This window comes from Leucobacter sp. (assembly GCF_053528595.1).
This window is the reverse complement of the sequence record NZ_JAIVPF010000061.1, coordinates 12676-36521: the sequence shown is the minus strand read 5'-3', so window position 1 is coordinate 36521 and position 23846 is coordinate 12676. Positions and strand designations below refer to the sequence as shown.

The window sequence follows — 23846 nt, the reverse complement described above, 5'->3', positions numbered from 1 at the left end:
GCGATCATTTGAAGCACACCGACCCGACTGCCGTGATGGTTCGGATCTTCGTCGCGGACGACGGCACTCTGGGCGTCACTGTCGATGGGGCACCGTATCTGCCGCCCGAGTTCTCGCCGCCCTGGCGGCGTGCGTCGTTCCCCGCGGTCGTCGACGCGATCAGTCAGCAGACCGGCCGCACCCTCCGCGTCGATGTGATCGAGACCGACGGCCGCACCATCACCGACTTCTACACCCCACGCACACCCCGCAAGGCCGAACCCCAGGCACCTTCCGCTGAGTCCTCCGTGCAGGTCGCGCCCGCAGCGGAGCCAGGGCCGGTGCCGCGTCTGATGCAGTTCGCCGGGTCCGGGATGATCCCCGGCGAGGAGGTCGCGGTGGCGATCATCATCGCGCACGCCGAGTCAGGGCCGGACGGGATCGTACGGGCACTGATCGACTCCCGCTATCTTGAGCATTCGCCCACGGGCGAAGCCGTGCTGCTGGGCCGCATCTCGGCGACGGTCTGCGTTGGGCAACCGCAATGAGTTCCCCGATCCGCCCGACCGGGAGTCTCGGCGACGAGCTCACAAACGCCGCCCTCGTCGGGCTTGCCGCGCTGGCGATCCTGGCGGCGATCCTCCGGGGCGCGGGAAGCGTCGCCGCGTTCCTTACCGGTTCTGCGCCGCCTACCGGAGGGATCGGTTCTGGTGCCGGAGTGCTCCTGCGCCCCGCCGACCCCGCAACTGCACTCGATGCGCCCGGCCTGAACACGATTGTCTACTGGTTCGTCGCGGGCGTCCTGATCCTCACGGTCGCCGCAGCCGGCTGGTGGATATGGTCGGCGATCCGGCATCACGGCCGGCGCCAGGCGATGGACCCGTACCGCATCGCCGGAATCGCCACCCGGGCCGAAGTCGCCAGAGCCGGATCTCCGCGTGCCCTGCTCGCACGCGCCGGCAACCTGCGCCCCTCTCTCGACCACCCGGAACCGGCCGATGTGGGGTACCGGGTCGGGGCGTCGCGCGGGGTCGAGGTGTGGGCCTCGGTTGAAGACTCGATCCTGCTCATCGGGCCGCCCCGAAGCGGGAAAGGGGTGCATGTCGTCATCAACTCGATCCTCTCCGCCCCAGGCGCTGTAGTGACCACCTCGACGCGGCCTGACAATGTGACCGCGACCATCCGTGCGCGCGAGCGCATCGGCCCCGTCGCGGTGTTCGACCCGCAAGGCCTCGCTACTGGTATCCCGGCTGGCTTGCGCTGGTCGCCTGTCCGTGGATGCGATGCGCCGCTGACGGCGATGATCCGCGCCTCGGGCCTTGCCTCGGCCACAGGGCTAGGGAAGGGAGGCGTCGAAGGCGGCGACTTCTGGGAAGCGAAAACCCGCGTCGCGCTCCAATGCCTGCTACATGCTGCAGCCCTCGACGGCCGGCAACCAGCCGATCTATTCCGCTGGACGCTCGATCCCGCCGCCGCGGGCGATGCCGTCTCCATCCTCGGCACGCACCCGCGCGCGGCCGGAGGCTGGGCCGAGGCACTGCAGGCCATGCTCGAAGCCGACCCGCGCACCAGAGACTCGATCTGGCAGGGCGTCTCACTCGCCCTCGCCGCCCTCGCCGACCCGCGCGTGCTTGACGCCGTCACCCCGGGCCCGGATGAAATCTTCGACCCCGAAGCGTTCCTCGAACAGAAGGGCACCCTCTACCTCCTGGCAACAGCCGCAGGCGCGAACAACAGCGCCCCGCTAGTCGCGGCGCTCATCGAAGATGTCGTCGAAGCAGCCCGCCGGCTGGCCGCTCGCAGCCCGGGGGCGAGACTCGACCCGCCCTTATTGCTCGCCCTCGATGAAGTCGCGAACCTCAGCCCGCTGCCATCGCTGCCGACGCTCATGGCCGAAGGCGGCGGCACCGGCATCACGACGATGCCCGTCCTGCAGTCGCTTGCGCAGGCCCGTGAACAGTGGTCGGACAACGCGGCATCCGCGATCTGGGATGCCGCGATCGTGAAGATCATCCTCGGCGGCGCATCCAACAGCCGCGACCTCCAAGACCTCTCGACACTCATCGGCGAGCGAGATGAGATCACCGACTCCACGACCGTCGGCGACCACGGCTCACGATCCGCGCAGCGCTCGATCCGCCGGGTGCCGGTCATGCCGCCAGACACCATCCGAAGGCTTCCATTCGGCACGGGCCTCGTGCTGCTCCGTTCTGCCCCGCCTATCGTCACCCGGCTGCGCCGCTGGACCCAGCGAGCAGATGGCTCGCAGCTCGTTGCTGACCGAGTCTCGGTTGAAGTCAGCCTTCGGAGTGATGCGACCAGAGGCGGGGCGAGCGCACCTGATTCCTAGAGGTCGCGCACCGGGCGCGACGGTGACTGCAAAGGACACAGCGATGGACGTTCGAACCAGGAAGTCGATCCAGGGCTACATCGCCCGCCGGCCACAGCTCAAGCGCCTGCCCGACGATCTCTCACTCTTCATCGCCCAGCTCGGGCAAAAGCACTACCGAAACGAGAACGACGGCAGCTTCACCCTGCTCGGCACGAGCTACATCAAACTGGTGATGCTCGGCGAGAACGCCGAGGAGGCCTTCAACGACTTCACGGAAGGCGACGACGTTGTCGCCCTCGGCGACTTCAAGACCCGCACCTACGAGCATCGCGGCAACAAGATCGAGGAACAGCAGTTCCTGACTGCCAAGCTCCTATTCGACACCTCACGCCGCCGCTACACGGTCGAACGCACACCCCGAACGATTGCACCGGCTCAGCACGAGCCGCCAACGGCTGCGTCCGCGGTCGAGTTCCGTACACCGCCGGTTGCCCGCCCGGCCGCACTGAGCGTGTGACTGCCATGAACGGCCTCTCCATGGATGGCGACCCCGCAGTCGAACCTGACGACGACCTCGACGCCGAGTTCGAGGAAGACGACCTCTACGACCGGCTCATGGCCGGCACGACGCTGCCCGAACCTCCCCGCCCGATCAACTGGAACCTGCTCTCGTCAGGCGACGCGGAAGCTGAATGGCTTGCGCTCAGCCAGTGGGTCGATTGGCTGAGGAAGACCTACGGCCTGCCGGCCAGTATCGTCCCGCCGTTCTGGTATCGGCACCCAGAGCTCCTGTGGGAGCTGTCCGCCCTGCACCTGCACTGGGTCGCGAGCTACGACCCCGAGCAGTCAGGATCGGGCCCCATCGCCTGGCACACGGATCTTGCGCTCGCCCGGGAACGGCTGCGCGAGTGGGTCGCTACGTGCGGTACTCGGATCGACCGCGATCGCCCGACACGGCAGACGACCTGGCCGGGGGAGAAACCTCAGCCGCCCATCGAGGATGTGGTGATACCGAACCGAGACGAGGACTTCGTTGCGTTCGTGGCGGCCGATGTCCAGGCACGGCAGGACATCGAAGACGAGTTCATTCGCGCGAAGCGAGCGGCTGATCATGTACGCGACGCCAGATGAGGTGGAACCATTGTGGAACTCGCGTGAAGCATCCGAGTTCCTGAACGTCTCGCAGGCAACGCTTTCTCGCTGGCGGCGCCAGTCCGAGGGTCCACCCTTCGTGAGCGTCGGAGGCGTGGCCCGTTACAACCCGCCGACCGTGCGGGCCTGGGTACTGGAACGCGAGCGCGATCGTGGCTGACCCGCACCAGCACAAGATGCCTCCCGTCGGAGTGAAGCTCTCCACCAGCATCGAGCGCCGCGGGAACGGATACCTCGCCCGAGTGCGATGGACCGATCCGCAGACGAAGAAACGCCCCAGCCGCTCCGAGCTCGTCGAGACAACGGATCAGGCCGAGGCATTCTTCGAAACCATGCGGCAAGCGACGGAGACCGGGGCGAACCTCCTGGTGACGCTCGCAGACTATGTGGAGTCCATCGGCGATCGCTGGCAACGAGGGCTCGACGTGACCTCCACCGTCTCGGGATACGACGCAGGGCTCAGACTCCGAGTGCTCCCAGCGCTCGGCCATCTGAAAGTGAGCAAGATCACGACCGGCGTCATCGACCGCACGATCGACCAGTGGGAAACCGAATACGGACCCTCCACGATCAAGAACTCCATCGGGCCCCTCGTGCGCGTCCTCGACGTGGCGGTGCGAGATGAGGTGATTCCCTCGAACCCGGCGAAGAATCGGGCGCGTCGCACACTCAACCACGACTCAACGCTCAAGCCCGGAGCCCTGCGCGCCTATGCGATCTCCGACATCGAGACGCTGACCGCGCTCGCTGAGAAGTGCGCGGAGGTGAACCAGAGCTACTCGGACCACGTCATGCTCTGTGCGCTGCTCTCTGCACGAGGCTCCGAAGTCGCAGGATTGGAAGTCGGCGACATCGACTGGAAGAACCGGATCGTCACCATCGAGCGGCAAATCTACCCCGGCAAGGGAGGCCTCGTGCGCAAGCAGACCAAGGGCCGCAACGTGCGCTACGTTCCAATCCTCGATGCGCTCGAACCGGTACTCATCCGCCTGTCTGCGGGAAAGCAGCCCGGTGATCCGCTCCTGCGCGGCCCCAGAGGTGGAGTGCTCACCACGGCGACTGTCCGGGATGCAACGAACTGGGATCAGCTCGTGGTCGAGCTCGGACTGCCGAACCTCACCAGGCACGGCCTCCGCCATACGGGAGCCACCTGGCTCGCAGACGCAGGGGTACCGCTCCACGTTCTGCAACGCATCCTCGGGCATGCGTCGATCGAGACCACCAAGGGATACCTGCATCCCGACCACCGACAGCTCAACGAAGCTGCCAAGCTCGCGAACCAGTTTCTCGCACGCCCCAAGACCAGGAAGGAGGAACCCCGCCGACAGGGCCCACAGCTCTGACCCACCGCGCCATTCCACTCGGTCCTGAATGGGATCGAGATGTCACTGTGCCCGGATTTTGGCCCACTAGATTTCCACTATTTGGCCCACTAGATCCGTATTGAGCGGCCAATCAACTCGAGCCTCGGCCAGTGATCACGCTCGATCGTGGCCCTCGAGCCGAAGGCTCCGGAGGTCACCAGAAACGAAGGAAGCCCTGACGAGAAATGGCTTCTCATCAGGGCTTTTCCGTCGGGATGACAGGATTTGAACCTGCGACCCCCTGACCCCCAGTCAGGTGCGCTACCAAGCTGCGCCACATCCCGTTGTTCTATTTTCGAGCCGTACCGAGTCGTTACCGCACTTGACCCCCAGTCAAGTGCGCTACCAAGCTGCGCCACAGCCCGTTGCCACCACGCCTTCGCGAAGCAACCCCTCTATCTTACCCATACTCCGGGCCCGCAAATGACCACGCGGCAAAAGAGCGCTGAGCCGCACCCAATCAGCCCTCGGGCGCCCCGGAGCTCCCCCGCGCCCCGCCGATCTCCTCCAGCGACGCCGCCAGGAACCCGTCCTCGGCCTCGTTGCCCGGCAGCTCCAGCGCACGCCGGTACGCAGCGGCGGCGAGAGCGAACTCCTCGAGCTCCTCGAGCGTCACGGCCCGCGCCACGTGGAACGGCCGGAACCGCTGCAGCGCATCGTCGGCGGCGAGCGCGTCGAGCAGCCGCAACCCCACGGCGGGGCCGCGCGCCCGCCCCAGCGCCACCGCGCGCCCCAGCCGCACCACGGGCCCCGGCTCGTGCGTCTCGAGCAGCCGGTAGAGCACCGCGATCTGCTCCCAGTCGGTCCCCACGAACGAGGCCGCCTCGGCGTGCACCGCCGCGATCGCTGCCTGGATCGCGTAGGTGCCGGCGCCCGAAGCACCGGCGGCCGCCTCGGCCAGCGCGAGCCCCTCCGCGATCAGCTCGCGGTCCCACAGCCCGCGATCCTGCTCGGCGAGCGGCACGGGCCGCCCGTTGGCCGCGCTGATCCGCGCCGGCCGCCGCGCCTCCGTGAGCAGCAGCAGCGCCAGCAGGCCCGTGGCCTCGGCCGACGCGAAACCCGGCACCAGCCCCCGCAGCACCCGCGCCAGCCGGATCGCCTCGGCGGTCAGGTCGTCGCGCACGTGCCCGCTCCCTGCCGATCGGGCGAACCCCTCCGCGTACATGAGGTAGACGACCTTCTGCACGCCGGCCAGCCGCTCCGGGATCTCCGAGCGCGGCGGCTCGCCGAACGGCACCCCGAGCGTGCGGATCCGCTTCTTCGCCCGCACGATGCGCTGCTGCATCGTCGCGACGGACACGAGCAGCGCGTGCGCCACCTCGGCGGTCGTGAGCCCGCCCACGAAGCGGAGCGTCAGCGCGACGCGATCCTCAGGGCTCATCACCGGGTGGGCGCACGCGAAGAACAGGCTCAGCCGGTCGTCGGGCACCGGATCGGGATCCCGCGCGCCGTCCACGACCGCCGCGGGATCCTCGAACCCGGCCGGCACGGGCGCGCGCTCCTCCTCGATGCGCAGCCGCGCCAGCTTCTGCGCCAGCACGCTCTCCCGCCGCACGACGTCGAGCGCCTTCCGCTTGGCCGCGGTCTTGAGCCACGCCTCGGGAGACTCCGGCACACCGGTGCGCGGCCAGGTGCGCAGCGCCTGCGCCAGGGCATCCTGTAAGGCGTCCTCGGCGAGGTCGAGATCGCCGAAGCGCCGCGCCAGGGTGGCGAGGATCCGGGCGCGGGCGTCGCGGTCGATCGCCGCGAGCGCCCGCCGCACCTCATCCGACGTCATGGCCCGGTCCCGGATCCCGAGGCGCGGTGCACGCAGCGCGGAACGCGGAGCGTAGGGCGCAGATCACGGAGCACACGCCGGCGGCTCAATACGGGGCGAGCGGGCGGATCTCCACGTGCCCGCCCGGCGCCGACGCCGGGCTCTTGCGCGCCCACGCGATCGCCTCATCGATGTCGGCCACGTCGATGATGTAACCGCCGCCCACGAACTCCCGCACCTCGGCGAAGGGCCCGGACGAGACGACCCGCTCCCCCTGCGCGTCGCTGCCGACCGTGACGGCCTGATCGAGATCCTCGAGCGCGAACGAGGTCACCACGACCCCGGCCTCGGTGATCTCCTGGTCGAAGGCGAAGAATTCCTCGGGGCTCGCGCCCCCGTCCTCGCCGCACGCCGGGTCATCGATATGCCCCATGAGCATCAGTGCGTACTTCATGATTCCTCCTCGGCTTCACTCCGCCGCCTGCGCGGTGCAGATCGGGCGGGATCGGAACGCCGGACCGAACCGTCCGACATGAGAGTGACGAACGGGACCGGCCGGGATCGACAGCGCCGGGAGAAAAACTTCCGCGCGGGCTGCGCGGAATGCGCGGGATGCACAGGACGCGCAGGACGCGCGTAGTGCGCACGCTGCGCGCGGGATCGGCCGCACCCGCTCATCGAGCGGTCGCCGCCGGGCACGCGCTACCCCTCCTGCTGATCCTCGCGCCGCGGCTCGGGGCCGAACTCGTAGGCGCGCCCCGTGAGCTCCTCGATGTCGACGCGCACGAAGGTCGGCTTGAGCGTGGGCACGAACGGCCGCAGCGGCAGCCCCTCAGCGGCGAGGATCTCATCCTCCTGCTCGAGCGCCCGCGCCCGGCCCCGCACCACGACGCTCCACCCCTCGGTCGCGCCGATCTCGTCGACCTCGAACAGCACCGAGTTGTTGATCGTCAGCTCCACGAGCTTGCTGCCGGCCGCGGTGCGGAAGACGATGGACCGCCCGTCGAGCACGAAGTTGATCGGCACGATGTCGATCACCTCGCCCACGCTCGTCACGAGGCGCCCCACCTCCTGCGTGCCGAGACGCACCCAGCACTCGCTCTCCGACAGCACCGCGCTCGACTTCTCGTTCTCGCTCATGCCTTCATTCTTGCGCGATCGTGCGGCAGAGGGAAGAGCGCGGGATCGGCGCCCCACCGGCAACCCCACGCAATGCCCAGACACGCCGCGACCCGGTCCCGCTACGCTGAAACCATGAGCGACCTCCGAAATCCCGGCGACGCCTGGGTCACCGCAGCCGACGGCGGGCGCTACTGGGGGCGCTTCGGCGCGGCCGGACTGCTCGCGCACGACCGCGCGCTCGACGCCATCCTGCTGCAGCACCGCGTCACCTGGAGCGACCACGGCGACACCTGGGGCATTCCCGGGGGCGCCCGCCACGAGGGCGAGGCCGCGATCGCCGGCGCGATCCGCGAGTCCCAGGAGGAGGCGGGGGTGCCGGATCACGCGGTCGCGCCGCGCTACACGCACGTGCTGGATCGCGGCGGCTGGACCTACACCACGCTCATCGCCGAGGTCGCGACGCCCTTCATCCCGAGGATCACCGACCCCGAGAGCCACGCGCTCGAGTGGGTGCACGTCGACGAGGTCGAGGAGCGCCCGCTGCACCCGGCCTTCGCCGCGAGCTGGCAGCTGCTGCGGCCGCTGCTCACGGCCTCCCCGGCGGTGGTGGTCGACGCGGCGAACGTGATCGGCAGCGTGCCCGACGGCTGGTGGAAGGATCGCCGCGCCGCCGCCGAGCGGCTGCGCGACCGCCTCGAGCTGCTCGCCGTGCACGAGAGCGGGATCCGCGCCGGCTTCCTCGACCTGCCCGAGACGCGCGTCTCGGGCCTCGAGCGCGCCTACCCGGAGTGGGTGATGGTCGCCGAGGGCGTGGCGCGCGGGATCGACAGCAGCCCGCACGTGCGTGTGGTCGACGCGCCCGACCTGGGCGACGACGCCATCGTCGCCGAGGCCTCGGCCTTCGCCGCGGCCGGCCGCGCCGTGGCCGTGGTGACGAGCGACGCCGAGCTCAAGACGCGCGCGCACGCCGCGGGAGCCACCACGCGCGGCGTCAAGAAGCTGCTGCGGCTGCTGCCGGACTAGGCGCGGCCACCCGCCGGCGCAGCGCCGCGACGACGCCCGCCACGATGAGCCCCTGTCCCAGCGTGTAGGTGAGCATCACCGCTCCGCTCGTCCACGCCGGCATCACCTCGGGCACGAAGATGCGGAACGCGAGGATCGCGTCGGACACGAGGAACCACGCCCCGCCCCACGCGATCACCGCACCGCAGCGCGACGCCATCGCCGCGGTCGCCACGAGCAGCAGGCCGTAGATCACCACGGGCACCGTGAGCGCCCCGGTGTGCGGCACGAGCAGCGCCATCAGCGCCGCGTAGGCCGCGACGTAGACGATCGACCAGGCCGGGAAGCGCCGCACGGCCACCCCGCGCACCCGCCACATCAGCAGCACATAGCCCACGTGCGCCAGCCCGAAGCAGAGCAGCATCATGGGCAGCTCGTCGTCGAACATCGGGAAGAACGTGGCGGCGCCGTCGCCGAGCCACGAGCATCCCACCGCGACGACGAGCAGCGCGACCGCGCCCCGCGCGCCGCGCTCCCCGAGCAACCCGGGCGCCGGTGACGCCGCGGCCCAGAGAGCCCCGAGCGCGAGCAGCGGCATGAGCAGCAGCTTGGTGGGCGCGTGGATCGGATGCTCGAGGAAGAGCGCGACCACGTGCACCGCCGACATCGCGGCGTAGGGCGCGAACGGCAGCAGCGCGCGGGTGCGGGGCGTCATCGGAACGCGCGTCAGGGCTCGACAAGGATCCCGTCGTCGTCGCACCACACGGCCGCGCCGGGCCGGAACACGACGCCGCCGATCTCCACGGGCACGTCGACCTCGCCCGCGCCGGTCTTGGTCGACTTGGCGGGGTTCGAGCCGAGCGCCTTCACGCCGAAGGGCAGCGTGCCGAGCGCCACGCGGTCGCGGATCGCGCCGTTGACGATGAGCCCGGCCCAGCCGTTGTCGACCGCGAGACTCGCGATCACGTCTCCGACGAGCGCGGTCTCGAGGGACCCGCCGCCGTCGATCACCAGCACGGCGCCGTCGCCCGGGCTGCTCAGCAGCTCCTTGAGCAGCGCGTTGTCCTGGAAGCATCGCACCGTGCGCACGGGGCCGCTGAAGCCGCTCATGCCGCCGATGTTCTGAAACTGCAGCGACACCGACTGCAGCTTCTCCCCCCGCTCGTCGTACAGGTCTGCAGTGCTGATCTGCGACATCGTCGATTCTCCCTCCGAACCGGGGCGCTGGAGCCCCGGTAGGGATAACGCTACCCGGATCCACCGTCAAACGGGTCAGGCGAGCCACGGGAGGAAAACTTGCGCGCGGATCATCTTTACTGTACAAAAGTACATGTACATATGTTCATTAGATCGCGATCAGCAGACGGGAGCGCGCCATGTCGGACTCCGCCGACCCCACGACCAAGCCCACTCGGCGCCGCCGCGACCCCGAGGGCCGCCGCCGCGCGATCCTCGCCGCCGCCACCGCGCTGATCGTCGAGCACGGGGCCGCCGCGCTCACCCACCGAGCCGTCGCCGCCCGCGCGCAGGTGCCGCTCGGGTCGACCACCCAGTACTTCAGCTCGATCGACGACCTGCGCGAGACCGCGCTGCAGCAGCTCTCCGACGAGATCGACGACGAGCTCGCCCACATGGAACCGCACCTCACCGAGTTCGTGACGAGCCCGGATCGCGCCGTCGACCAGTTCCTCGAGTACCTGCGCGACACCCGCGTGCTCCAGGCCGACATCGCGCTCATGACCACCGGCGTCACCGACCCGCGGCTGCGCCCCCTGGCGCTGCGCTGGACCGACCGGCTCACCGACATGCTCGCGCAGCACATCGGCCGGGAGCGGGCCGCCGCCATCGCCGTCTACCTCGACGGCGTCACCATGCACGCGGGCCTGCACGAGCAGCCCCTCGAGCACCACGAGATCACCCGGGTGCTGCGCGCCCTCGCCGCGATGCCCGTCGACCCCGATCCGGATCCCGCCCCCGACCACGGCCGGGAACCCGACCGCGACCCGGAATCCGCGCACACCCAGCCGACCACCCCAGACGCACAGGAAAGATCATGACCGCCCCCATCGACACCGCAGCCACCCCCGCGCAGACGCCCCTCAGCCGCAGTCGGCGCTGGGCCGCCGTGGCCGTGCTCACCGCGAGCCTGCTCGTCATCACGATGGACATGACGATCCTCAACATCGCGCTGCCCGAGATGGCGGCCGAGCTGCACCCCACTTCCGATCAGCAGCTCTGGATCGTCGACGTGTACTCCCTCGTGCTCGCGGGCCTGCTCGTCTCGTTCGCGGCGATCGCCGACCGCTGGGGTCGCAAGCGCATGCTGCTGCTCGGCTACTCGATCTTCGGCGGCGCCTCGCTGCTCGTGCTGCTGGCCGACAGCGCCGAGGGCGTCATCGCGATCCGCGCGCTGCTCGGCGTGGGCGGCGCGATGATCATGCCGATCACGCTGTCGCTCATCCGCGTCATCTTCACCGACCCGAAGGAGCGCGCCACCGCGCTCAGCATCTGGGCCGCGGTCTCGGGCCTCGGCGCCGCCGTGGGGCCGCTCATCGGCGGCCTCCTGCTCGAGCACTTCTCGTGGCACGCGGCGTTCCTCATCAACGTGCCGCTGATGATCGCGGGCGTCATCGCCGGCATCGTCATCCTGCCCGAGTCGCGGGTGGCGAAGCCCGGCCGCTGGGACGCCCTGGCGGCTCTGCTCTCCCTGGTCGGCATGACGCTGGTCGTGTGGGCCGTCAAGACCTTCGGCAAGGAGGCGAGCTTCCTCGTGCCCGAGGCCCTCGCCGCTTTCGCCGCCGGCGCGGCGCTGCTCGCCTGGTTCATCGTGCGCTGCGTGCGCAGCGACTCGCCGCTGCTCGATCTGCGGCTCTTCCGCAACCGCGAGTTCTCGGCGGGCATCGTCGCGGCGCTCGGGTCGATGTTCGCCATGGCCGCCGCGCTGCTGCTCATCGCGCAGTGGATGCAGCTCGTCGACGGCGCCTCGCCCGTCGAGGCCGGCGTGCGCCTCTTCCCGATCGCGATCGCCGGCGCCGTGGCCTCGCTCTCCGCTCCGCCGCTCGCCCGGCTCATCGGCGCGCGCACCGTGCTGGCGGGCGGTGTGGGCCTCGCCGGCGTCGGCATGCTCATCATCGCCCTGCAGCCGGGCACGCTGAACACGCTCACCGTGCTCATCGCGCTCACCCTGGTGGGTGCGGGCACGGGATCCCTCGCGATCGGCTCGGCGATGATCATGCACGGCTCCCCCGAGGAGAAGGCCGGCAACGCGGGTGCGCTCGAGGAGACCTCCTACGAGCTGGGCGCGGTACTCGGCGTCGCGATCCTCGGCAGCATCTCGGCGCTCATCTACCGCGCCGAGCTCATCGCCTCGGGCGCGCTCGCCGGGCTCGACGCGAAGCTGGCCGAGCAGGCCGAGGCGTCGCTGGGGGCCGCGGTGGCGATCTCAGCCGAGGCTCAGCTGCCCGCGCTCGCCCACGAGGCCGGCGTGGCCTTCACCCACTCGCTGCAGGCGACGGGGATCGCGGGCGGCATCATCATGCTCGCGGTCGCGGCGCTGGTGTTCTTCGTGGCGCCCCGCGGCACCGACGTCTCCGGGGTGTCGCACTAGGCAGGGGGATCGCGGGCGCGCCGCGGATCCGGGGGCCTCTGCGGACCCCGCTGATCCGCCCGGCATCCGCGGGCCGCGCTGATCCGCCCGCCGCGCTGATCGATCCCGGACCCTCTTGCGCCTTCCGGGGCCCGTGAAGGATGCGAGCCCCGGAAGGCGCCGATCGATCGACGGCGCGGATGGGTCCCCGGCCCCTCGCGCCCGAGAACCGTGGTACCCCGGTACGAGGCTCTCGATACCTGGGCAGGACGCGACCGGCGGGGCGGCGCACGTAGCGTGGAACCATCACGAAACGCCCCGATCCCCAGCCGAAAGGACACCGCTCATGACCTCCGCAGCCCTCACCCCCGACACCACCGCGCTCGCGGCTCAGGCCGACGACACCACGCGGATCCCGCGCATCGAGCAGCCCGCAGACGCCGCGAACGGCTCCGGCCGGCCCGCGCAGTTCGCCGGTCCCACCGGCGCACCCGTCGCCGAGGACGCCCGCGGCTTCGCCATCACGAGCTTCGTGCTCGGGATCGCGTCGGTCGTCAGCGGCTGGACCTTCATCGCCCCCATCACCGGCCTGATCCTCGGCATCATCGCCCTGCGCCGCCGCACCACCGAGCGCACCCTCGCGCTCTGGGGCGTCTGGCTCAACGGCGTCATGCTGGCCCTCACGGTGCTCGCCGCGCTCGTGGTGCTGTCGCTGCTCGTCTTCGGCTTCTTCACGATCCCGTTCCTGGCGGCCTGATCCCGGGCGCTGCGCCCGTCTCCCGCGCGCCGGCCCCGGCCGACCGCGCCCGCCCTACGCCCGTTCCGCGGATCCCGACCGGACCGCGGGCGGGCGCGGCGGGTACACCCAGGTCACCATGACCACCGAGATGATCATCAGCAGGAACCAGGCGATCAGCTTCTGCGGCGACACCGGCTCCCAGCCGCCCTCCTGATGCGGGTACAGCCAGGCACCGGCCCAGGTGCCGATGTTCTCGGCCAGCCAGATGAACAGCGCCACCCCCGCGAAGACCAGCAGCAGCGGCACCCGCAGCGTCACCCGCCACACGCGGAAGTGCATGACGGTGCGCCACCACAGCAGCACGACCAGCGCGAGCAGCACCCAGCGCAGATCCCAGATGTAGTGGTGGCTGAAGAAGTTCACGTAGATGCCCACCGCGACGAGCGTGGTGGCCCAGACGCGCGGGTACCGGTCGAAGCGCAGGTCGTGCAGCCGGTAGACGCGCACCATGTACGAGCCCACCGCGGCGTACATGAACCCGCTGAAGAGCGGCACCGCACCGATCCGCAGCACCCCGTCGGCCTCGTAGGCCCACGACCCGACATCGGTCTTGAACAGCTCCATCACCGTGCCCGTGACGTGGAACAGCACGATCACCCACAGCTCCCGCCCGCTCTCGAGCCGGAAGGCGAGCATGCCGACCTGGATCAGGATCGCCGCGATCGTCAGGGCGTCGTTGCGCGCCAGCGGCGCGTCGTCGGGGTACCAGAGCCGCGCGGCCACGATCACGGCGAGCAGCAGCGCGCCGAACACGCACGCCCACGCCTGCTTGAGCACGAAGACCACGCACTCGATGGCGACCGCCCGCGGGCCGCGCTCCGGCCGCCCCTGCAGCAGGCGGTGCGCAGCGCGGTCGATCGCCGCCTCGAGGCGGGTCAGCCGGCGGGCGGGCTCGGGATCCGGGTGCGCGATGCGCGCGGGATCGGGGGCGGGGTGCGGGGCGGGGGCCGGTTCCGGGGCGCGGGGCGGTGCGGGATCCGGGTGCGCGATGCGCGCGGGATCCGGCTCGGGAGAGTCTGCTGGCGCCACACTGCGAGGCTAGCGCGTGCCGCCTGGGGGCGCCCCGAGGCGGATGGCGCCGGGGACGCGCCGCCGGCCCCGCAGCCCACCACCGGTGCAGGAGAAAACCACTCGCGCAGGAGGTATTCGCCGTTTCGCTCCTGCACGAGTGGTTCTCTCCTGCGCGAGCGTGCGGCGCGGGGCCTGGCCAACGCCGGGCACGCCTTTCACGGATGTGTTTGAGGAATCGCTACGCGATACTCACCGCGCGGGCGGAGCCGCGCGGCGCATCCTCGAAACAGCGAGAAATCGCTGTTTCGGAGCGACGACCCCAGCTCCTAACGTCGCTGTCGTCGCTCACGGATGCGCATGTTGAGCACGATGGGGCTGCCCTCGAAGCCGTAGCGCTCGCGCAGGCGGCGCTGGATGAAGCGGCGGTACTGCGGGTCGAGGAAGCCCGAGGTGAACAGCACGAACGTCGGCGGACGGTTCTGCACCTGCGTGCCGAACAGGATGCGCGGCTGCTTGCCGCCGCGCAGCGGGTGCGGGTACTCCTGCACGAGCTCGGCCACGAAGGCGTTGAACTTCGCGGTGGGGATGCGCGTGTCCCACGACTCGAGCGCGGTCTCGAGCGCCGGCACGAGCTTCTCGAGGTGGCGGCCGGTGCGGGCCGAGATGTTGACGCGCGGCGCCCACTCCACGTGCGCGAGATCCTGCTCGATCTCCCGCTCCAGGTAGCGGCGGCGGTCGTCGTCGAGCAGATCCCACTTGTTGAACGCGAGCACGAGCGCGCGGCCCGACTCGAGCACCAGGTCGATGATGCGCAGATCCTGGTCGCTGATCTCCTGCGTCACGTCGATGAGCACGACCGCGACCTCGGCCTTCTCCAGCGCGGCCGCGGTGCGCAGCGACGCGTAGAAGTCGGCGCCCTTCTGCAGGTGCACGCGGCGGCGGATGCCCGCGGTGTCGACGAAGGTCCAGACGCGGCCCGCGATCTCGACCTGCTCGTCCACCGGGTCGCGCGTGGTGCCCGACAGCTCGTTGACGACCACACGCTCCTCGCCCGCGGCCTTGTTGAGCAGGCTCGACTTGCCCACGTTCGGGCGGCCGAGCAGCGCGACGCGGCGCGGGCCCAGCAGCTTCGGCTGCGCCACCGCCGACTCCTCGGGCAGCGCCTCGATCACCTGGTCGAGCAGGTCGGCGACGCCGCGGCCGTGCAGCGCGGAGACGGTGTGCGGCTCGCCGAGGCCGAGCGACCACAGCTGCGCCGCCTCGGCCTCGAGCACCGCGTCGTCGACCTTGTTGGCCACGAGGAAGACGGGCTTGTTCGTGCGGCGCAGCAGCTGCACCACGCGTTCGTCGGTCGCGGTGGGGCCCACGCGGGAGTCCACGACGAACATCACGACGTCGCAGAGCTCGATCGCCACCTCGGCCTGCAGGGCCACCGACGCGTCGATGCCCTTGGCGTCAGGCTCCCAGCCGCCGGTGTCGACCAGGCTGAAGCGGGTGCCGTTCCACTCCGCCGAGTAGGTCACGCGGTCTCGGGTGACGCCGGGCACGTCCTCGACCACGGCCTCGCGGCGGCCCAGGATGCGGTTGACGAGCGCCGACTTGCCCACGTTCGGGCGGCCCACGATCGCGACCACCGGCAGCGCCTCGGCGACGGGCTCGCGGAAGCCGAGGAACTCGCCGTCCTCGCCGATGATCGCGAGGTCCTCGTCCTCCAGGTCGAAGGCGTCGAGGTTCGAGCGCATGGCGCGCAGGCGCTCCTCGTCGGTGACCTCGTCGCCCTCGGCGAAGGTGATCCCCTCGGCGTCGAAGTCCTCGCCGACGATGATCTCGTCCTCGGGCACCGCCGCCGCGTCGAAGACCTCGGGTCCGTTGTTCTCGCTGCTCATTGCCGGCTCACTTCCATTTTCATTCGTGCGACCGGGGTTCCTGGGTTTCGACTCGCTGCGCTCGCTCAACCGGCGGACCCCCTCGTTTCGCTCGTTCACCGAGCGGTTTGCACCGCTCGTACGATATCGACCACAGCCTGCACCGACTGCTCGAAGTCCAGTTCGCTCGTGTCGACGAGCGTCACCCCGGGTGCGGGGTTGATGAAGTCCACCACGAGCGCATCCTTCGCGTCGCGCGCGGCGATGTCGGCGAGCACCTGCTCGTGCGACAGACCTTCCAGCTCGCCCGCGCGGCGCTGGGCGCGCACCTCGGGCGACGCCGTCATGAGGATGCGCACGGGCGCTTCCGGCGCGACGACCGTGGTGATGTCGCGCCCCTCGATGACCACGCCGGGCAGGCCCGACTCGGCGACGATCCCGCGGAACATCGCGTTGAGGCGATCCCGCACCCCGGGATGCTTCGAGACTCGGCTCACCTGCCCACTGACCGAGTGGTCGCGGATCGCGGCGGTGACGTCGTGCATCTCGTCGCGCAGCACCACGCCGATCCGCTGCTCCCCGAGCAGCGTTGTCGAGTACTCCCAGCGGTCGAGCAGCGCCACCACGGCGGCCTCATCGTCGAGATCGGTGCCGGTCTCCAGGCAGGCCCACGCCAGCGAGCGGTAGGCGGCTCCCGTGTCGAGGATCCCGAACCCCAGCCGCACCGCGGCCGCGCGCGACACGCTCGACTTGCCGCTGCCCGCGGGGCCGTCGATCGCCACGAGGATCGGCGCGGCTGCGGCCACCGGCTCGTCCCGATCGCGCACGTCTGGATCCTGCGACTCGCGAGCTCGCGCAGGATGACGGGAGGATTCGTCCCGCAGCGCAGGATGACGGGCAGGTTCGTTCAGTTCCGCAGGCTGACGGGAGGACTCGTCCTGCCGCGCAGGCTGACGGGTGGGCTCACTCCGCAGTGCAGCATCGTTCACAGCGTCCTCCATCCGCGTTCGACGAGATCGGAGACCGCGCGCTCCGCCACCTCGGGCAGCACCGCGATCTCCGCGAAACCGATCTGCGCGCCCGGCGAGTGCTCGAGGCGCAAGTCTTCCATGTTAATGCCCAGTTCTCCGAGTTCGGTGAGCAGCCGGCCGAGCTCGCCCGGCCGGTCGTCGATCAGCACCGTGATCGTGGTGAAGTGCTCGGACGATCCGTGCTTGCCCGGGATGCGCGCCACCCCGCGGTTGCCCGCGGCGAGCAGGTCGGCGATGCGCCGCTTGGCGCCGGACTGCTCGGGATCGCGCAGCGCATCGGCGAAGGCCGCGAGGTCGGCGCTGAAGGCGTCGATCAGCTCGATCACCGGCTGCCGGTTGGCGCCGAGGATCTGCACCCACAGCTCCGGGTCGCTCGCCGCGATGCGGGTCGTGTCGCGCAGGCCGGCCCCCGCGAGGCCGATGGCTTGCTCGGTCGCCGGCGTCAGACGCGCGGCGAGCAGGCTCGACACCACCTGCGGCAGGTGCGAGACGAGCCCCACCGAGCGATCGTGCTCCTCCGGCGTCATCTCCATGAGCACCCCGCCGAGGTCGAGCGCCACGGCCTCGACCAGCGCGAGGGCGTCGGGCGGCGTCTCCTCGTCGCGGCAGATGATCCACGGGCGCGCCTTGAAGAGGTCGGCGCGGGCCATGATCGCGCCGCCGCGCTCGCGCCCGGCCATCGGGTGCGAGCCGACGTAGTTCGTGAGGTCGACACCGCGCCGCGTCAGCTCGACGAAGGGGGCGAGCTTCACGCTGGCCACGTCGGTGACGACCGCCTCGGGGTAGGTGGCGAGCGCGCGCTCGATCACGTCGGCCGTGACGTCGGGAGGCGTCGCGACGACCACGAGGGCCGGCGCGGGATCCTCGGCCGTGCGCACCCGCCCGGCGCCGTAGTCGGCGGCGAGCGCGACCGTGGTCGGCGAGAGATCCTCGAGCGTCACGTCGACGCCGCGCTCGCGCAGCCCCAGCCCCACGCTCGCGCCGAGCAGACCGGCGCCGATCACGTGCACGGAGCCGCGGGTGCGCGCGGCGAGCGCTCCGCGCCCGTTGCCGCTCTGGCGGCCGATGCCGGGGGTCGAGATCCTCAGCTCGTTCATCTTCCGTTCCGTTTCCGTCCGTCGGTGCGGGGCTTCCCCGAACCCTGCTGCCCATTCTGCCCGCGTCCGCCGCTCATGCGGTCGGTGCCGCCCGGGCGTCCGCTCTTCCCGCGCCCGCCGCCGTCGCCGCTCGCGCCGCCGCCCGACCGCGCGGACTTCGCGTCGCCGCTCGCCGCGCCGGGCCCGCCACGGCCGTGCGGGTTGCCCCGGGCCGCCACGCCGCGCATGCCGCGCGCACCCTTGCCGTCGCCCGGCCGCCCGGCCGTCACCGCCCCGCGGCCGCCCGAGCCGTCGCGCTTCGCCCCCGATCCCCCGGGGCCCGAATCCCGTTTCGCGCCGGATCCCGAACGACCCGATCCCGCGCCGCGCTTCGATCCGGATCCCGAGCGGCCGGATCCCGAGCCGCGTCCGGCCTCGCCGTCCTCGGCCGCCGACAGCAGCGCCCCGCGCTCGGCCGCCGACAGCTCCCGCATCTCGCCGCTGCGCAGCGTGCCCAGGTGCAGCGGCCCGAACTGCCGCCGCACGAGCTCCTCGACCGGGTGCCCCACCTCGGCGAGCATGCGGCGCACGATGCGGTTGCGCCCCGAGTGCAGTGTGAGCTCGACGAGGGAGTGCGAGCTGCCGGATCCGCCGGGCAGCATCTTGGCGCGATCCGCGTGGATCGGGCCGTCGCTCAGCTCGACGCCGTCCTTGAGGCGCTGGATCACGGCGGGCGTCACCCGGCCGCGCACCTTGGCGATGTAGGTCTTGCTCACCCCGAAGCTCGGGTGGGCGAGCTTGTGCGCGAGCTCGCCGTCGTTGGTGAGGATGAGCAGCCCGCTCGTGTCGGTGTCGAGACGGCCCACGTTGTAGAGGCGGTCGTCGATCTGATCGGTGAACTCCCGCAGGTCGGGGCGGCCGTTCTCGTCGCTCATGGTGGAGACCACGCCGCGCGGCTTGTTGAGCACGAAGTACCGCTTGGAGACGTCGAGCTGCACCACCACGCCGTCGACGCGCACGTCGTCGTGCTCGGGATCGATGCGGGATCCCAGCTCCCGCTGCACCCTCCCGTTCACGGTGACGCGGCCGCCCGTGATGAGCGCCTCGCACGCGCGACGCGACGCGACGCCCGCGTGGGCGAGCGCCTTCTGCAGGCGCACGCGGCCGTCGTCCTCGGAGGCGGGATCCGGATCCTGCGAAACGGGGCGATCCCAGCCGAACTCGGCGAGGTCGACCTCGACGCTCTCGCCGTCCACCGAGAAGGAGCCGCCGAGTCCCTCGCCGTCAGAGCGTCTCATGCTCGAAGCCCTCCGATCCGTCGTCGAGCAGCGGCGCGATCGGCGGCAGCTCGGAGATGTCGCCGATGCCGAGGTGGCCGAGCAGGGCCTCCGTCGTGCCGTAGAGCGTGGCCGTGGTCTCGGGATCCTGCCCCACCTCGGTGATGAGGCCGCGCGCCAGCAGCGTGCGCACCACCGAGTCCACGTTCACGGCGCGGATCGACGCGATCGCGCCGCGCGAGATCGGCTGCCGGTAGGCGACCACGGCGAGCGTCTCGAGCGCCGCCTGCGACAGCTTGGCCGGGGTCTGCTGCTGCACGAAGTCGGCCACCACCGGGTCGAGGCTCTCGCGCACGTAGAAGCGGTAGCCCCCCGCGACCTCGCGCAGCTCGAAGCCGCGCGGCGATCCCGATCCCGAGCCGTCGCCGTCGAACTCGGCGACCAGCTCGCCGAGCACCGCGCGCACCTCGCGCACGGGCCGGTCGGTCGCGGTGGCGAGCGCCATCGCGCTGAGCGGCTCGTCGGCCACGATGAGCAGCGCCTCGAGCTGCTGCGCGAGCGAGTGCGCGGCGCGGGCCCGGGTCAGCTCGGTCTCCGCTTCGGGGGCCTCGGTCCCGGTGGTCTCGATCCCGCCGGCCTGCTCGGTTTCGGCGAGTTCGGCGGTCTCGGCCTCGGCGGGTGCGGTCTCTTCCATGTGCTCCGTCTCAGTCATAGTCGTTCCCCAGCGTCGAAAGCTCCTCGTCCGACCAGCTCTCGCCCGTCCACTGCACGTGCAGCTCGCCGAGCGGCTCCGCCTGCTCGAAGGTCACGGCGGCCCGCCGGTAGAGCTCGAGGATCGCGAGGAACCGCGCCACGATCACACCGCGCTCCCCCACGCCCGCGATCAGCTCCCGGAAGCTGTGGGCCCCTCCCGTGCGCAGCAGCGAGACGACCACGGCCGCCTGCTCGCGGATCGAGACGAGCGGCGCGTGCAGGTGATCGAGCCCCACGGTGGGGATCTCCCGGGGCGCGAAGGCGAGCAAGGCGATGGCCGCGAAGTCCTCGGCCGAGAGCCGCCACACGAGCTCCGGCGCGCGCTCGCGGTACTTCGCGTCGAGCGGTACGAGGCGGGGGTGCCGAGCATCCTCGGCCGCGAGCCGCTCCCTGAACCAGGCGCTCGCCTGCTTGAACGCCCGGTACTGCAGCAGCCGGGCGAAGAGCAGGTCGCGGGCCTCGAGCAGCGCGATGTCCTCGGCGTCGACCGCCTCGCCCTGCGGCAGCAGGCTCGCGATCTTGAGGTCGAGCAGGGTCGCCGCCACCACCAGGAACTCCGAGGCGCGGTCGAGCTCGACGAGGCCCTGCCCCTCAAGCGAGGCCAGGTAGGAGATGAACTCGTCGGTGACCAGGCTGAGCGAGACCTCGGTGATGTCGAGCTCGTGCTTGCCGATGAGGCTGAGCAGCAGATCGAAGGGACCGTCGAACACCTCGAGCTTCACCCGGAAGTCGGAGGCGCCGGAATCCGCGGGCGCAGCCGTGTCGGCCGGCGCGGCGGAATCGCCGGGAGCACCGGGCGCCGCGGGATGGCCGGCGCCGGACTCCTCAGGCGGGCCGGGCGCACCGGGATCGCCGGAGGCGCCTGCAGCGCCCGGCTCCGTGTGCTGCATGTCGAGCGCGACCATGACGGTTTCGATCCCTATGCGACGACGCCGCGCTGCACCAGCTCGCGAGCCAGCTTCAGATACGCCTCGGACGCCGCGTTCGAGGGCGCGTAGTCGAGGATCGGCTTCGCCGCGATCTGCGCGTCGGGCAGCTTCACCGTGCGGCCGATGACGGTGTCGAAGACCTTGTCGCCGAAGGTGTCGACGACGCGCTCCAGCACCTCGCGCGCGTGCAGGGTGCGCGGGTCGTACATGGTGGCGAGGATGCCGTCGAGCTCGAGGGCGGGGTTGAGGCGATCCCGCACCTTGTCGATCGTCTCGACCAGCAGCGCGACGCCGCGCAGCGCGAAGTACTCGCAGGCGAGCGGGATCAGCACGCCGTGGCTCGCGGTGAGCGCGTTGACGGTGAGCAGGCCGAGCGAGGGCTGGCAGTCGATGAGGATCACGTCGTAGTCGCTCGCGACCTTGCGCAGCACCCCCGCGAGGATCTGCTCGCGCGCCACCTCGGTGACCAGGTGCACCTCGGCGGCCGAGAGGTCGATGTTGGCCGGGATCACGTCGAGCCCCGCCGTCTCGGTGGGCTGGATCGCGTCGCGCGGATCCTTCACCTTGCTCAGCATGAGGTCGTAGATCGTGGGCACGTCGTGCGCCGGCACACCGAGGCCGGCGGAGAGGGCGCCCTGCGGGTCGAAGTCGACCGCGAGCACCCTGCGGCCGTAGCGCGCGAGGGCCGCGGCGAGGTTGATGGTGCTGGTCGTCTTGCCGACGCCGCCCTTCTGATTGCACATCGCGATGATGCGCGCGGGGCCGTGCCGTTCGAGCTTCTTGGGCGCGGGGATGACGCGGTCGGGGCGGCCCGTGGGCCCCAGCTCGACCTTCTGCTTCGCCATGCCCGGCACTCCTCTCGCTCGCTAACGCTCCATCCTATCGCGCGCCCGACTCGAGCCGTGAAGCCCCATGCGAGACGCCGGACGGGGCCCTATCGCCGGTTGAGCGAGCGGAGCGAGTCGAGACCGCGACAGGGCCCCGCCCGGCGAGACACCACCAGGCGATCGGAGCCGGGACCGGGCCCTCCGGGATCGCCCCCTACCGCGCCCGCGGGTGCGAGAGGATGTAGTGCTCGCGCAGGGTGTCGGCCGTCACCTGGGTGTAGATCTGCGTGGTCGTGACCGAGGCGTGGCCCAGCAGCTCCTGCACGGTGCGCACATCGGCGCCGCCCGCGAGCAGGTGCGTCGCGAAGGAGTGCCGCAGGGTGTGCGGCGAGACCTCGGCGGTGATCCCGGCGCGCTCGGCAGCGGCCCGGATCACGAGCCACGCGCTCTGCCGCGACAGCCGGCCGCCGCGGGGCCCGACGAAGAGCGCGGGGGTGCCGCGCCCGCGCTCGACCATCTGCGGCCGGGCGCGCACGAGGTACGCGGCGAGCGCGCGGCCGGCGTAACTGCCGTAGGGCACGATCCGCTGCTTCGATCCCTTGCCGGTGACCTGCAGCAGCCCGCCCTCGCCCAGCGCGCGCTCCGGGTCGCCCCACACGTCGCCCCGGCCGGAGCCGGCGAGCAGGTCGTCGATGTCGAGCGCGGTGACCTCGCTCACGCGGGCCCCGGTCGCGTACAGCAGTTCGAGCAGCGCGCGGTCGCGCAGCCCCACCGGGTCGTCGCCGCCGGCCCCGTCCTCCCCCGTCGATCCGCCGGCCGCGGCGAGCAGTGCCTCCACGTCCTCGACCGCGAGCGCCTTGGGCAGCCGCTGCGCGCGCTTGGGGGTGCGCACGCCGCTCCCCGCGTGGCTCTCGAGCAGCCCCTCCTCGAAGAGGAAGCGGTGCATGCCGCGCACGGTGGAGAGGCGCCGGGTGATCGAGGCGGGAGCGAGCGGGCGCTGCGCGGCCTCGGTCCCGGGATCCGCCGGCCGGCCCAGCTCGACGACGTACTCGGAGAGCGTCTCGGGCGCCACCTCGGCGAGATCCCGGATCCCTCGCGCCTCCAGCCACGCCGCGTAGGCCTCGAGGTCGCGCCGGTAGGCGGCCCGGCTGTTGGCGGAGAGACCGCGCTCCAGGGCGACGTGGCGCAGATAGCGCTCGATCCCCTGCGCGGCGCTCGGCCCGGCCGCACCCGACGCTTCGTCTCGCTGCGCCCGCTCGGCACGGCGCCCGCTCCGCTCGCTCACCGGACGACCCCGCTCAGCGCGAGCGCTCTCCCCGCGACGCCTCGCGGGCGGTCCAGGGCAGCTCGGGATCGCGCAGCGCGTCCCAGCCGCGGCCGCGTGCGGCCCAGGCGGCCAGCACCGCGCTCGCGGTGACGGCATTCTGCACGCGCCCGTCGAGCACGGCCTCGACCGCCTCGGCGAGCGGCACCCAGCGCGGCACCAGCTCGGCCTCCTCGTCCGCGCGCACGTAGTCGTGGTCGACGCGGTGCAGATCCCGCGCGAGGAAGATGCGCATGGCCTCGCTCGTGCCCCCGGGCGAGAGGAAGAGATCGAGCAGCAGACCCCAGCGCTCGGCGCGCAGATCGGCCTCCTCGGCCAGCTCGCGCTGCGCGGCGCCGAGCCCCGGCTCCCCCGGGGCGTCCATCAGGCCGGCCGGGATCTCCCAGTCGCGGTGCGCGATCGCGTGCCGGTACTGGCGGATCAGCAGAACCCGCTCCTCGGCGTCGACCGCCAGCACGGCGACCGCCCCGGGGTGGTCCAGGTAGTCGCGCACCAGCTCGGTGCCGCCGAACTCGAAGCGATCCCGGCGCACGTCCCAGACGTGCCCGCGCACGAGCAGTTCGCTGTCGAGCACGCGCACCTCGGCGCGCTCATCGGCGAGCGGCTGCTCGGCGGCGGGCGGCTGCTCGCCGGCGAGCACCTCGGGCAGATCGCTCACCGC

Annotated in this window: 24 protein-coding genes, 1 tRNA gene and 1 pseudogene; 10 read left to right on the top strand and 16 right to left on the bottom strand. The window is 71.4% G+C overall.

Annotation, left to right across the window (positions count from 1 at the left end):
- From ACWKZU_RS12525 to ACWKZU_RS12500, 6 genes are all read left to right on the top strand, one after another.
- Positions 1-527: hypothetical protein (locus ACWKZU_RS12525; protein ID WP_449282655.1), on the top strand; the 527-nt coding region annotated here is incomplete at its 5' end.
- Positions 524-2329 (top strand): TraM recognition domain-containing protein, encoded by a 1806-nt coding sequence (locus tag ACWKZU_RS12520; RefSeq protein WP_449282654.1) that lies wholly within the window; start codon positions 524-526, stop codon positions 2327-2329. The genes ACWKZU_RS12525 and ACWKZU_RS12520, both read left to right, overlap by 4 nt.
- A 43-nt stretch (positions 2330-2372) precedes the next feature.
- Positions 2373-2828, top strand: a complete 456-nt coding sequence (locus ACWKZU_RS12515) for a single-stranded DNA-binding protein (RefSeq protein ID WP_449282653.1) — start codon at positions 2373-2375, stop codon at positions 2826-2828.
- 5 nt (positions 2829-2833) lie between these two features.
- On the top strand, positions 2834-3442 hold the full coding sequence (locus tag ACWKZU_RS12510; RefSeq protein WP_449282659.1) for a hypothetical protein: 609 nt from the start codon (positions 2834-2836) through the stop codon (positions 3440-3442).
- Positions 3363-3623, top strand: a complete 261-nt coding sequence (locus ACWKZU_RS12505) for a helix-turn-helix domain-containing protein (RefSeq protein WP_449282652.1) — start codon at positions 3363-3365, stop codon at positions 3621-3623. Before ACWKZU_RS12510 ends, ACWKZU_RS12505 begins: the two co-directional genes overlap by 80 nt.
- Before the next feature lie 31 nt (positions 3624-3654).
- The gene (locus tag ACWKZU_RS12500; RefSeq protein WP_449282651.1) at positions 3655-4806 is read left to right on the top strand and encodes a tyrosine-type recombinase/integrase; all 1152 of its coding nucleotides are present in this window, start codon (positions 3655-3657) and stop codon (positions 4804-4806) included.
- 231 nt (positions 4807-5037) lie between these two features.
- Here ACWKZU_RS12500 and ACWKZU_RS12495 read toward each other — a convergent pair.
- From ACWKZU_RS12495 to ACWKZU_RS12480, 4 genes are all read right to left on the bottom strand, one after another.
- A tRNA-Pro gene (locus ACWKZU_RS12495) sits at positions 5038-5111 on the bottom strand.
- A gap of 176 nt (positions 5112-5287) precedes the next feature.
- On the bottom strand, positions 5288-6604 hold the full coding sequence (locus ACWKZU_RS12490; RefSeq protein ID WP_449282650.1) for an RNA polymerase sigma factor: 1317 nt from the start codon (positions 6602-6604) through the stop codon (positions 5288-5290).
- 85 nt (positions 6605-6689) lie between these two features.
- Complete coding sequence (locus ACWKZU_RS12485) at positions 6690-7037, bottom strand: YciI family protein (protein ID WP_449282649.1); 348 nt, start codon at positions 7035-7037, stop codon at positions 6690-6692.
- A gap of 248 nt (positions 7038-7285) precedes the next feature.
- Positions 7286-7723: a pyridoxamine 5'-phosphate oxidase family protein gene (locus ACWKZU_RS12480; protein WP_449282648.1), complete on the bottom strand. Its 438-nt coding sequence runs from the start codon at positions 7721-7723 to the stop codon at positions 7286-7288.
- Between the two features lie 114 nt (positions 7724-7837).
- On the opposite strand from ACWKZU_RS12480, the gene ACWKZU_RS12475 reads away from it, so the two are divergent.
- Positions 7838-8728, top strand: a complete 891-nt coding sequence (locus ACWKZU_RS12475; protein ID WP_449282647.1) for an NUDIX domain-containing protein — start codon at positions 7838-7840, stop codon at positions 8726-8728.
- Here the strand turns inward: ACWKZU_RS12475 and ACWKZU_RS12470 are convergent.
- Positions 8697-9422 carry a lysoplasmalogenase family protein gene (locus tag ACWKZU_RS12470; protein ID WP_449282646.1) on the bottom strand — a complete coding sequence of 242 codons (726 nt, stop codon included), beginning with the start codon at positions 9420-9422 and terminating at the stop codon, positions 8697-8699. The two genes, ACWKZU_RS12475 and ACWKZU_RS12470, sit on opposite strands and share 32 nt — an antisense overlap.
- An 11-nt stretch (positions 9423-9433) precedes the next feature.
- Positions 9434-9904 (bottom strand): ribonuclease E activity regulator RraA, encoded by a 471-nt coding sequence (gene rraA / locus ACWKZU_RS12465; protein ID WP_449282645.1) that lies wholly within the window; start codon positions 9902-9904, stop codon positions 9434-9436.
- A 179-nt stretch (positions 9905-10083) separates the two neighbouring features.
- Between rraA and ACWKZU_RS12460 the strand changes: the two genes are divergently transcribed.
- The 3 genes from ACWKZU_RS12460 to ACWKZU_RS12450 all read left to right on the top strand — a co-directional run bounded on the left by ACWKZU_RS12460 (position 10084) and on the right by ACWKZU_RS12450 (position 13050).
- Entirely contained in the window at positions 10084-10764 is a 681-nt protein-coding gene (locus ACWKZU_RS12460) for a TetR/AcrR family transcriptional regulator (RefSeq protein WP_449282644.1), read from the top strand.
- Positions 10761-12314: an MFS transporter gene (locus tag ACWKZU_RS12455; RefSeq protein WP_449282643.1), complete on the top strand. Its 1554-nt coding sequence runs from the start codon at positions 10761-10763 to the stop codon at positions 12312-12314. Before ACWKZU_RS12460 ends, ACWKZU_RS12455 begins: the two co-directional genes overlap by 4 nt.
- Before the next feature lie 325 nt (positions 12315-12639).
- Positions 12640-13050 (top strand): DUF4190 domain-containing protein, encoded by a 411-nt coding sequence (locus tag ACWKZU_RS12450; RefSeq protein ID WP_449282642.1) that lies wholly within the window; start codon positions 12640-12642, stop codon positions 13048-13050.
- 54 nt (positions 13051-13104) lie between these two features.
- On the opposite strand, the gene ACWKZU_RS12445 is transcribed toward ACWKZU_RS12450, so the two are convergent.
- From ACWKZU_RS12445 to ACWKZU_RS12400, 10 genes and pseudogenes are all read right to left on the bottom strand, one after another.
- Positions 13105-14004: a DUF817 domain-containing protein gene (locus ACWKZU_RS12445; protein ID WP_449282658.1), complete on the bottom strand. Its 900-nt coding sequence runs from the start codon at positions 14002-14004 to the stop codon at positions 13105-13107.
- 425 nt (positions 14005-14429) lie between these two features.
- Positions 14430-15989, bottom strand: coding sequence for a ribosome biogenesis GTPase Der (gene der, locus ACWKZU_RS12440; protein ID WP_449282641.1), 1560 nt, complete (start codon positions 15987-15989; stop codon positions 14430-14432).
- A gap of 95 nt (positions 15990-16084) precedes the next feature.
- Positions 16085-16795 (bottom strand): (d)CMP kinase, encoded by a 711-nt coding sequence (cmk, locus tag ACWKZU_RS12435; protein WP_449282640.1) that lies wholly within the window; start codon positions 16793-16795, stop codon positions 16085-16087.
- A gap of 158 nt (positions 16796-16953) precedes the next feature.
- Complete coding sequence (locus ACWKZU_RS12430) at positions 16954-18096, bottom strand: prephenate dehydrogenase (protein ID WP_449282639.1); 1143 nt, start codon at positions 18094-18096, stop codon at positions 16954-16956.
- Between the two features lie 425 nt (positions 18097-18521).
- Positions 18522-19373 (bottom strand): annotated as a pseudogene (locus tag ACWKZU_RS12425) (pseudouridine synthase); the annotation flags it as partial.
- Complete coding sequence (scpB, locus tag ACWKZU_RS12420; protein WP_449282638.1) at positions 19360-20064, bottom strand: SMC-Scp complex subunit ScpB; 705 nt, start codon at positions 20062-20064, stop codon at positions 19360-19362. The gene scpB and the pseudogene ACWKZU_RS12425, both read right to left, overlap by 14 nt.
- Positions 20057-21010, bottom strand: coding sequence for a segregation/condensation protein A (locus ACWKZU_RS12415; protein WP_449282637.1), 954 nt, complete (start codon positions 21008-21010; stop codon positions 20057-20059). Before ACWKZU_RS12415 ends, scpB begins: the two co-directional genes overlap by 8 nt.
- A 14-nt stretch (positions 21011-21024) precedes the next feature.
- Positions 21025-21879: a ParA family protein gene (locus ACWKZU_RS12410; RefSeq protein ID WP_449282636.1), complete on the bottom strand. Its 855-nt coding sequence runs from the start codon at positions 21877-21879 to the stop codon at positions 21025-21027.
- A 196-nt stretch (positions 21880-22075) separates the two neighbouring features.
- Complete coding sequence (locus ACWKZU_RS12405; RefSeq protein ID WP_449282657.1) at positions 22076-23062, bottom strand: site-specific tyrosine recombinase XerD; 987 nt, start codon at positions 23060-23062, stop codon at positions 22076-22078.
- A 97-nt stretch (positions 23063-23159) separates the two neighbouring features.
- Complete coding sequence (locus ACWKZU_RS12400) at positions 23160-23843, bottom strand: NUDIX domain-containing protein (RefSeq protein WP_449282635.1); 684 nt, start codon at positions 23841-23843, stop codon at positions 23160-23162.
- Positions 23844-23846 lie beyond the last annotated feature (3 nt).

What these genes read in the sequence shown, in the direction of transcription:
- ACWKZU_RS12475 (WP_449282647.1), top strand. Translation starts at nt 7,838, where the DNA reads ATGAGCGACCTCCGAAATCCCGGCGACGCCTGGGTCACCGCAGCCGAC.
- ACWKZU_RS12470 (WP_449282646.1), bottom strand. Translation starts at nt 9,422, where the DNA reads ATGACGCCCCGCACCCGCGCGCTGCTGCCGTTCGCGCCCTACGCCGCG.
- ACWKZU_RS12485 (WP_449282649.1), bottom strand. Translation starts at nt 7,037, where the DNA reads ATGAAGTACGCACTGATGCTCATGGGGCATATCGATGACCCGGCGTGC.
- ACWKZU_RS12410 (WP_449282636.1), bottom strand. Translation starts at nt 21,879, where the DNA reads ATGGCGAAGCAGAAGGTCGAGCTGGGGCCCACGGGCCGCCCCGACCGC.
- ACWKZU_RS12510 (WP_449282659.1), top strand. Translation starts at nt 2,834, where the DNA reads ATGAACGGCCTCTCCATGGATGGCGACCCCGCAGTCGAACCTGACGAC.
- ACWKZU_RS12460 (WP_449282644.1), top strand. Translation starts at nt 10,084, where the DNA reads ATGTCGGACTCCGCCGACCCCACGACCAAGCCCACTCGGCGCCGCCGC.
- ACWKZU_RS12505 (WP_449282652.1), top strand. Translation starts at nt 3,363, where the DNA reads ATGTCCAGGCACGGCAGGACATCGAAGACGAGTTCATTCGCGCGAAGC.
- der (WP_449282641.1), bottom strand. Translation starts at nt 15,989, where the DNA reads ATGAGCAGCGAGAACAACGGACCCGAGGTCTTCGACGCGGCGGCGGTG.
- ACWKZU_RS12455 (WP_449282643.1), top strand. Translation starts at nt 10,761, where the DNA reads ATGACCGCCCCCATCGACACCGCAGCCACCCCCGCGCAGACGCCCCTC.
- ACWKZU_RS12490 (WP_449282650.1), bottom strand. Translation starts at nt 6,604, where the DNA reads ATGACGTCGGATGAGGTGCGGCGGGCGCTCGCGGCGATCGACCGCGAC.
- ACWKZU_RS12515 (WP_449282653.1), top strand. Translation starts at nt 2,373, where the DNA reads ATGGACGTTCGAACCAGGAAGTCGATCCAGGGCTACATCGCCCGCCGG.
- rraA (WP_449282645.1), bottom strand. Translation starts at nt 9,904, where the DNA reads ATGTCGCAGATCAGCACTGCAGACCTGTACGACGAGCGGGGGGAGAAG.
- ACWKZU_RS12520 (WP_449282654.1), top strand. Translation starts at nt 524, where the DNA reads ATGAGTTCCCCGATCCGCCCGACCGGGAGTCTCGGCGACGAGCTCACA.
- ACWKZU_RS12480 (WP_449282648.1), bottom strand. Translation starts at nt 7,723, where the DNA reads ATGAGCGAGAACGAGAAGTCGAGCGCGGTGCTGTCGGAGAGCGAGTGC.
- ACWKZU_RS12415 (WP_449282637.1), bottom strand. Translation starts at nt 21,010, where the DNA reads ATGGTCGCGCTCGACATGCAGCACACGGAGCCGGGCGCTGCAGGCGCC.
- ACWKZU_RS12450 (WP_449282642.1), top strand. Translation starts at nt 12,640, where the DNA reads ATGACCTCCGCAGCCCTCACCCCCGACACCACCGCGCTCGCGGCTCAG.
- scpB (WP_449282638.1), bottom strand. Translation starts at nt 20,064, where the DNA reads ATGACTGAGACGGAGCACATGGAAGAGACCGCACCCGCCGAGGCCGAG.
- ACWKZU_RS12430 (WP_449282639.1), bottom strand. Translation starts at nt 18,096, where the DNA reads ATGAACGAGCTGAGGATCTCGACCCCCGGCATCGGCCGCCAGAGCGGC.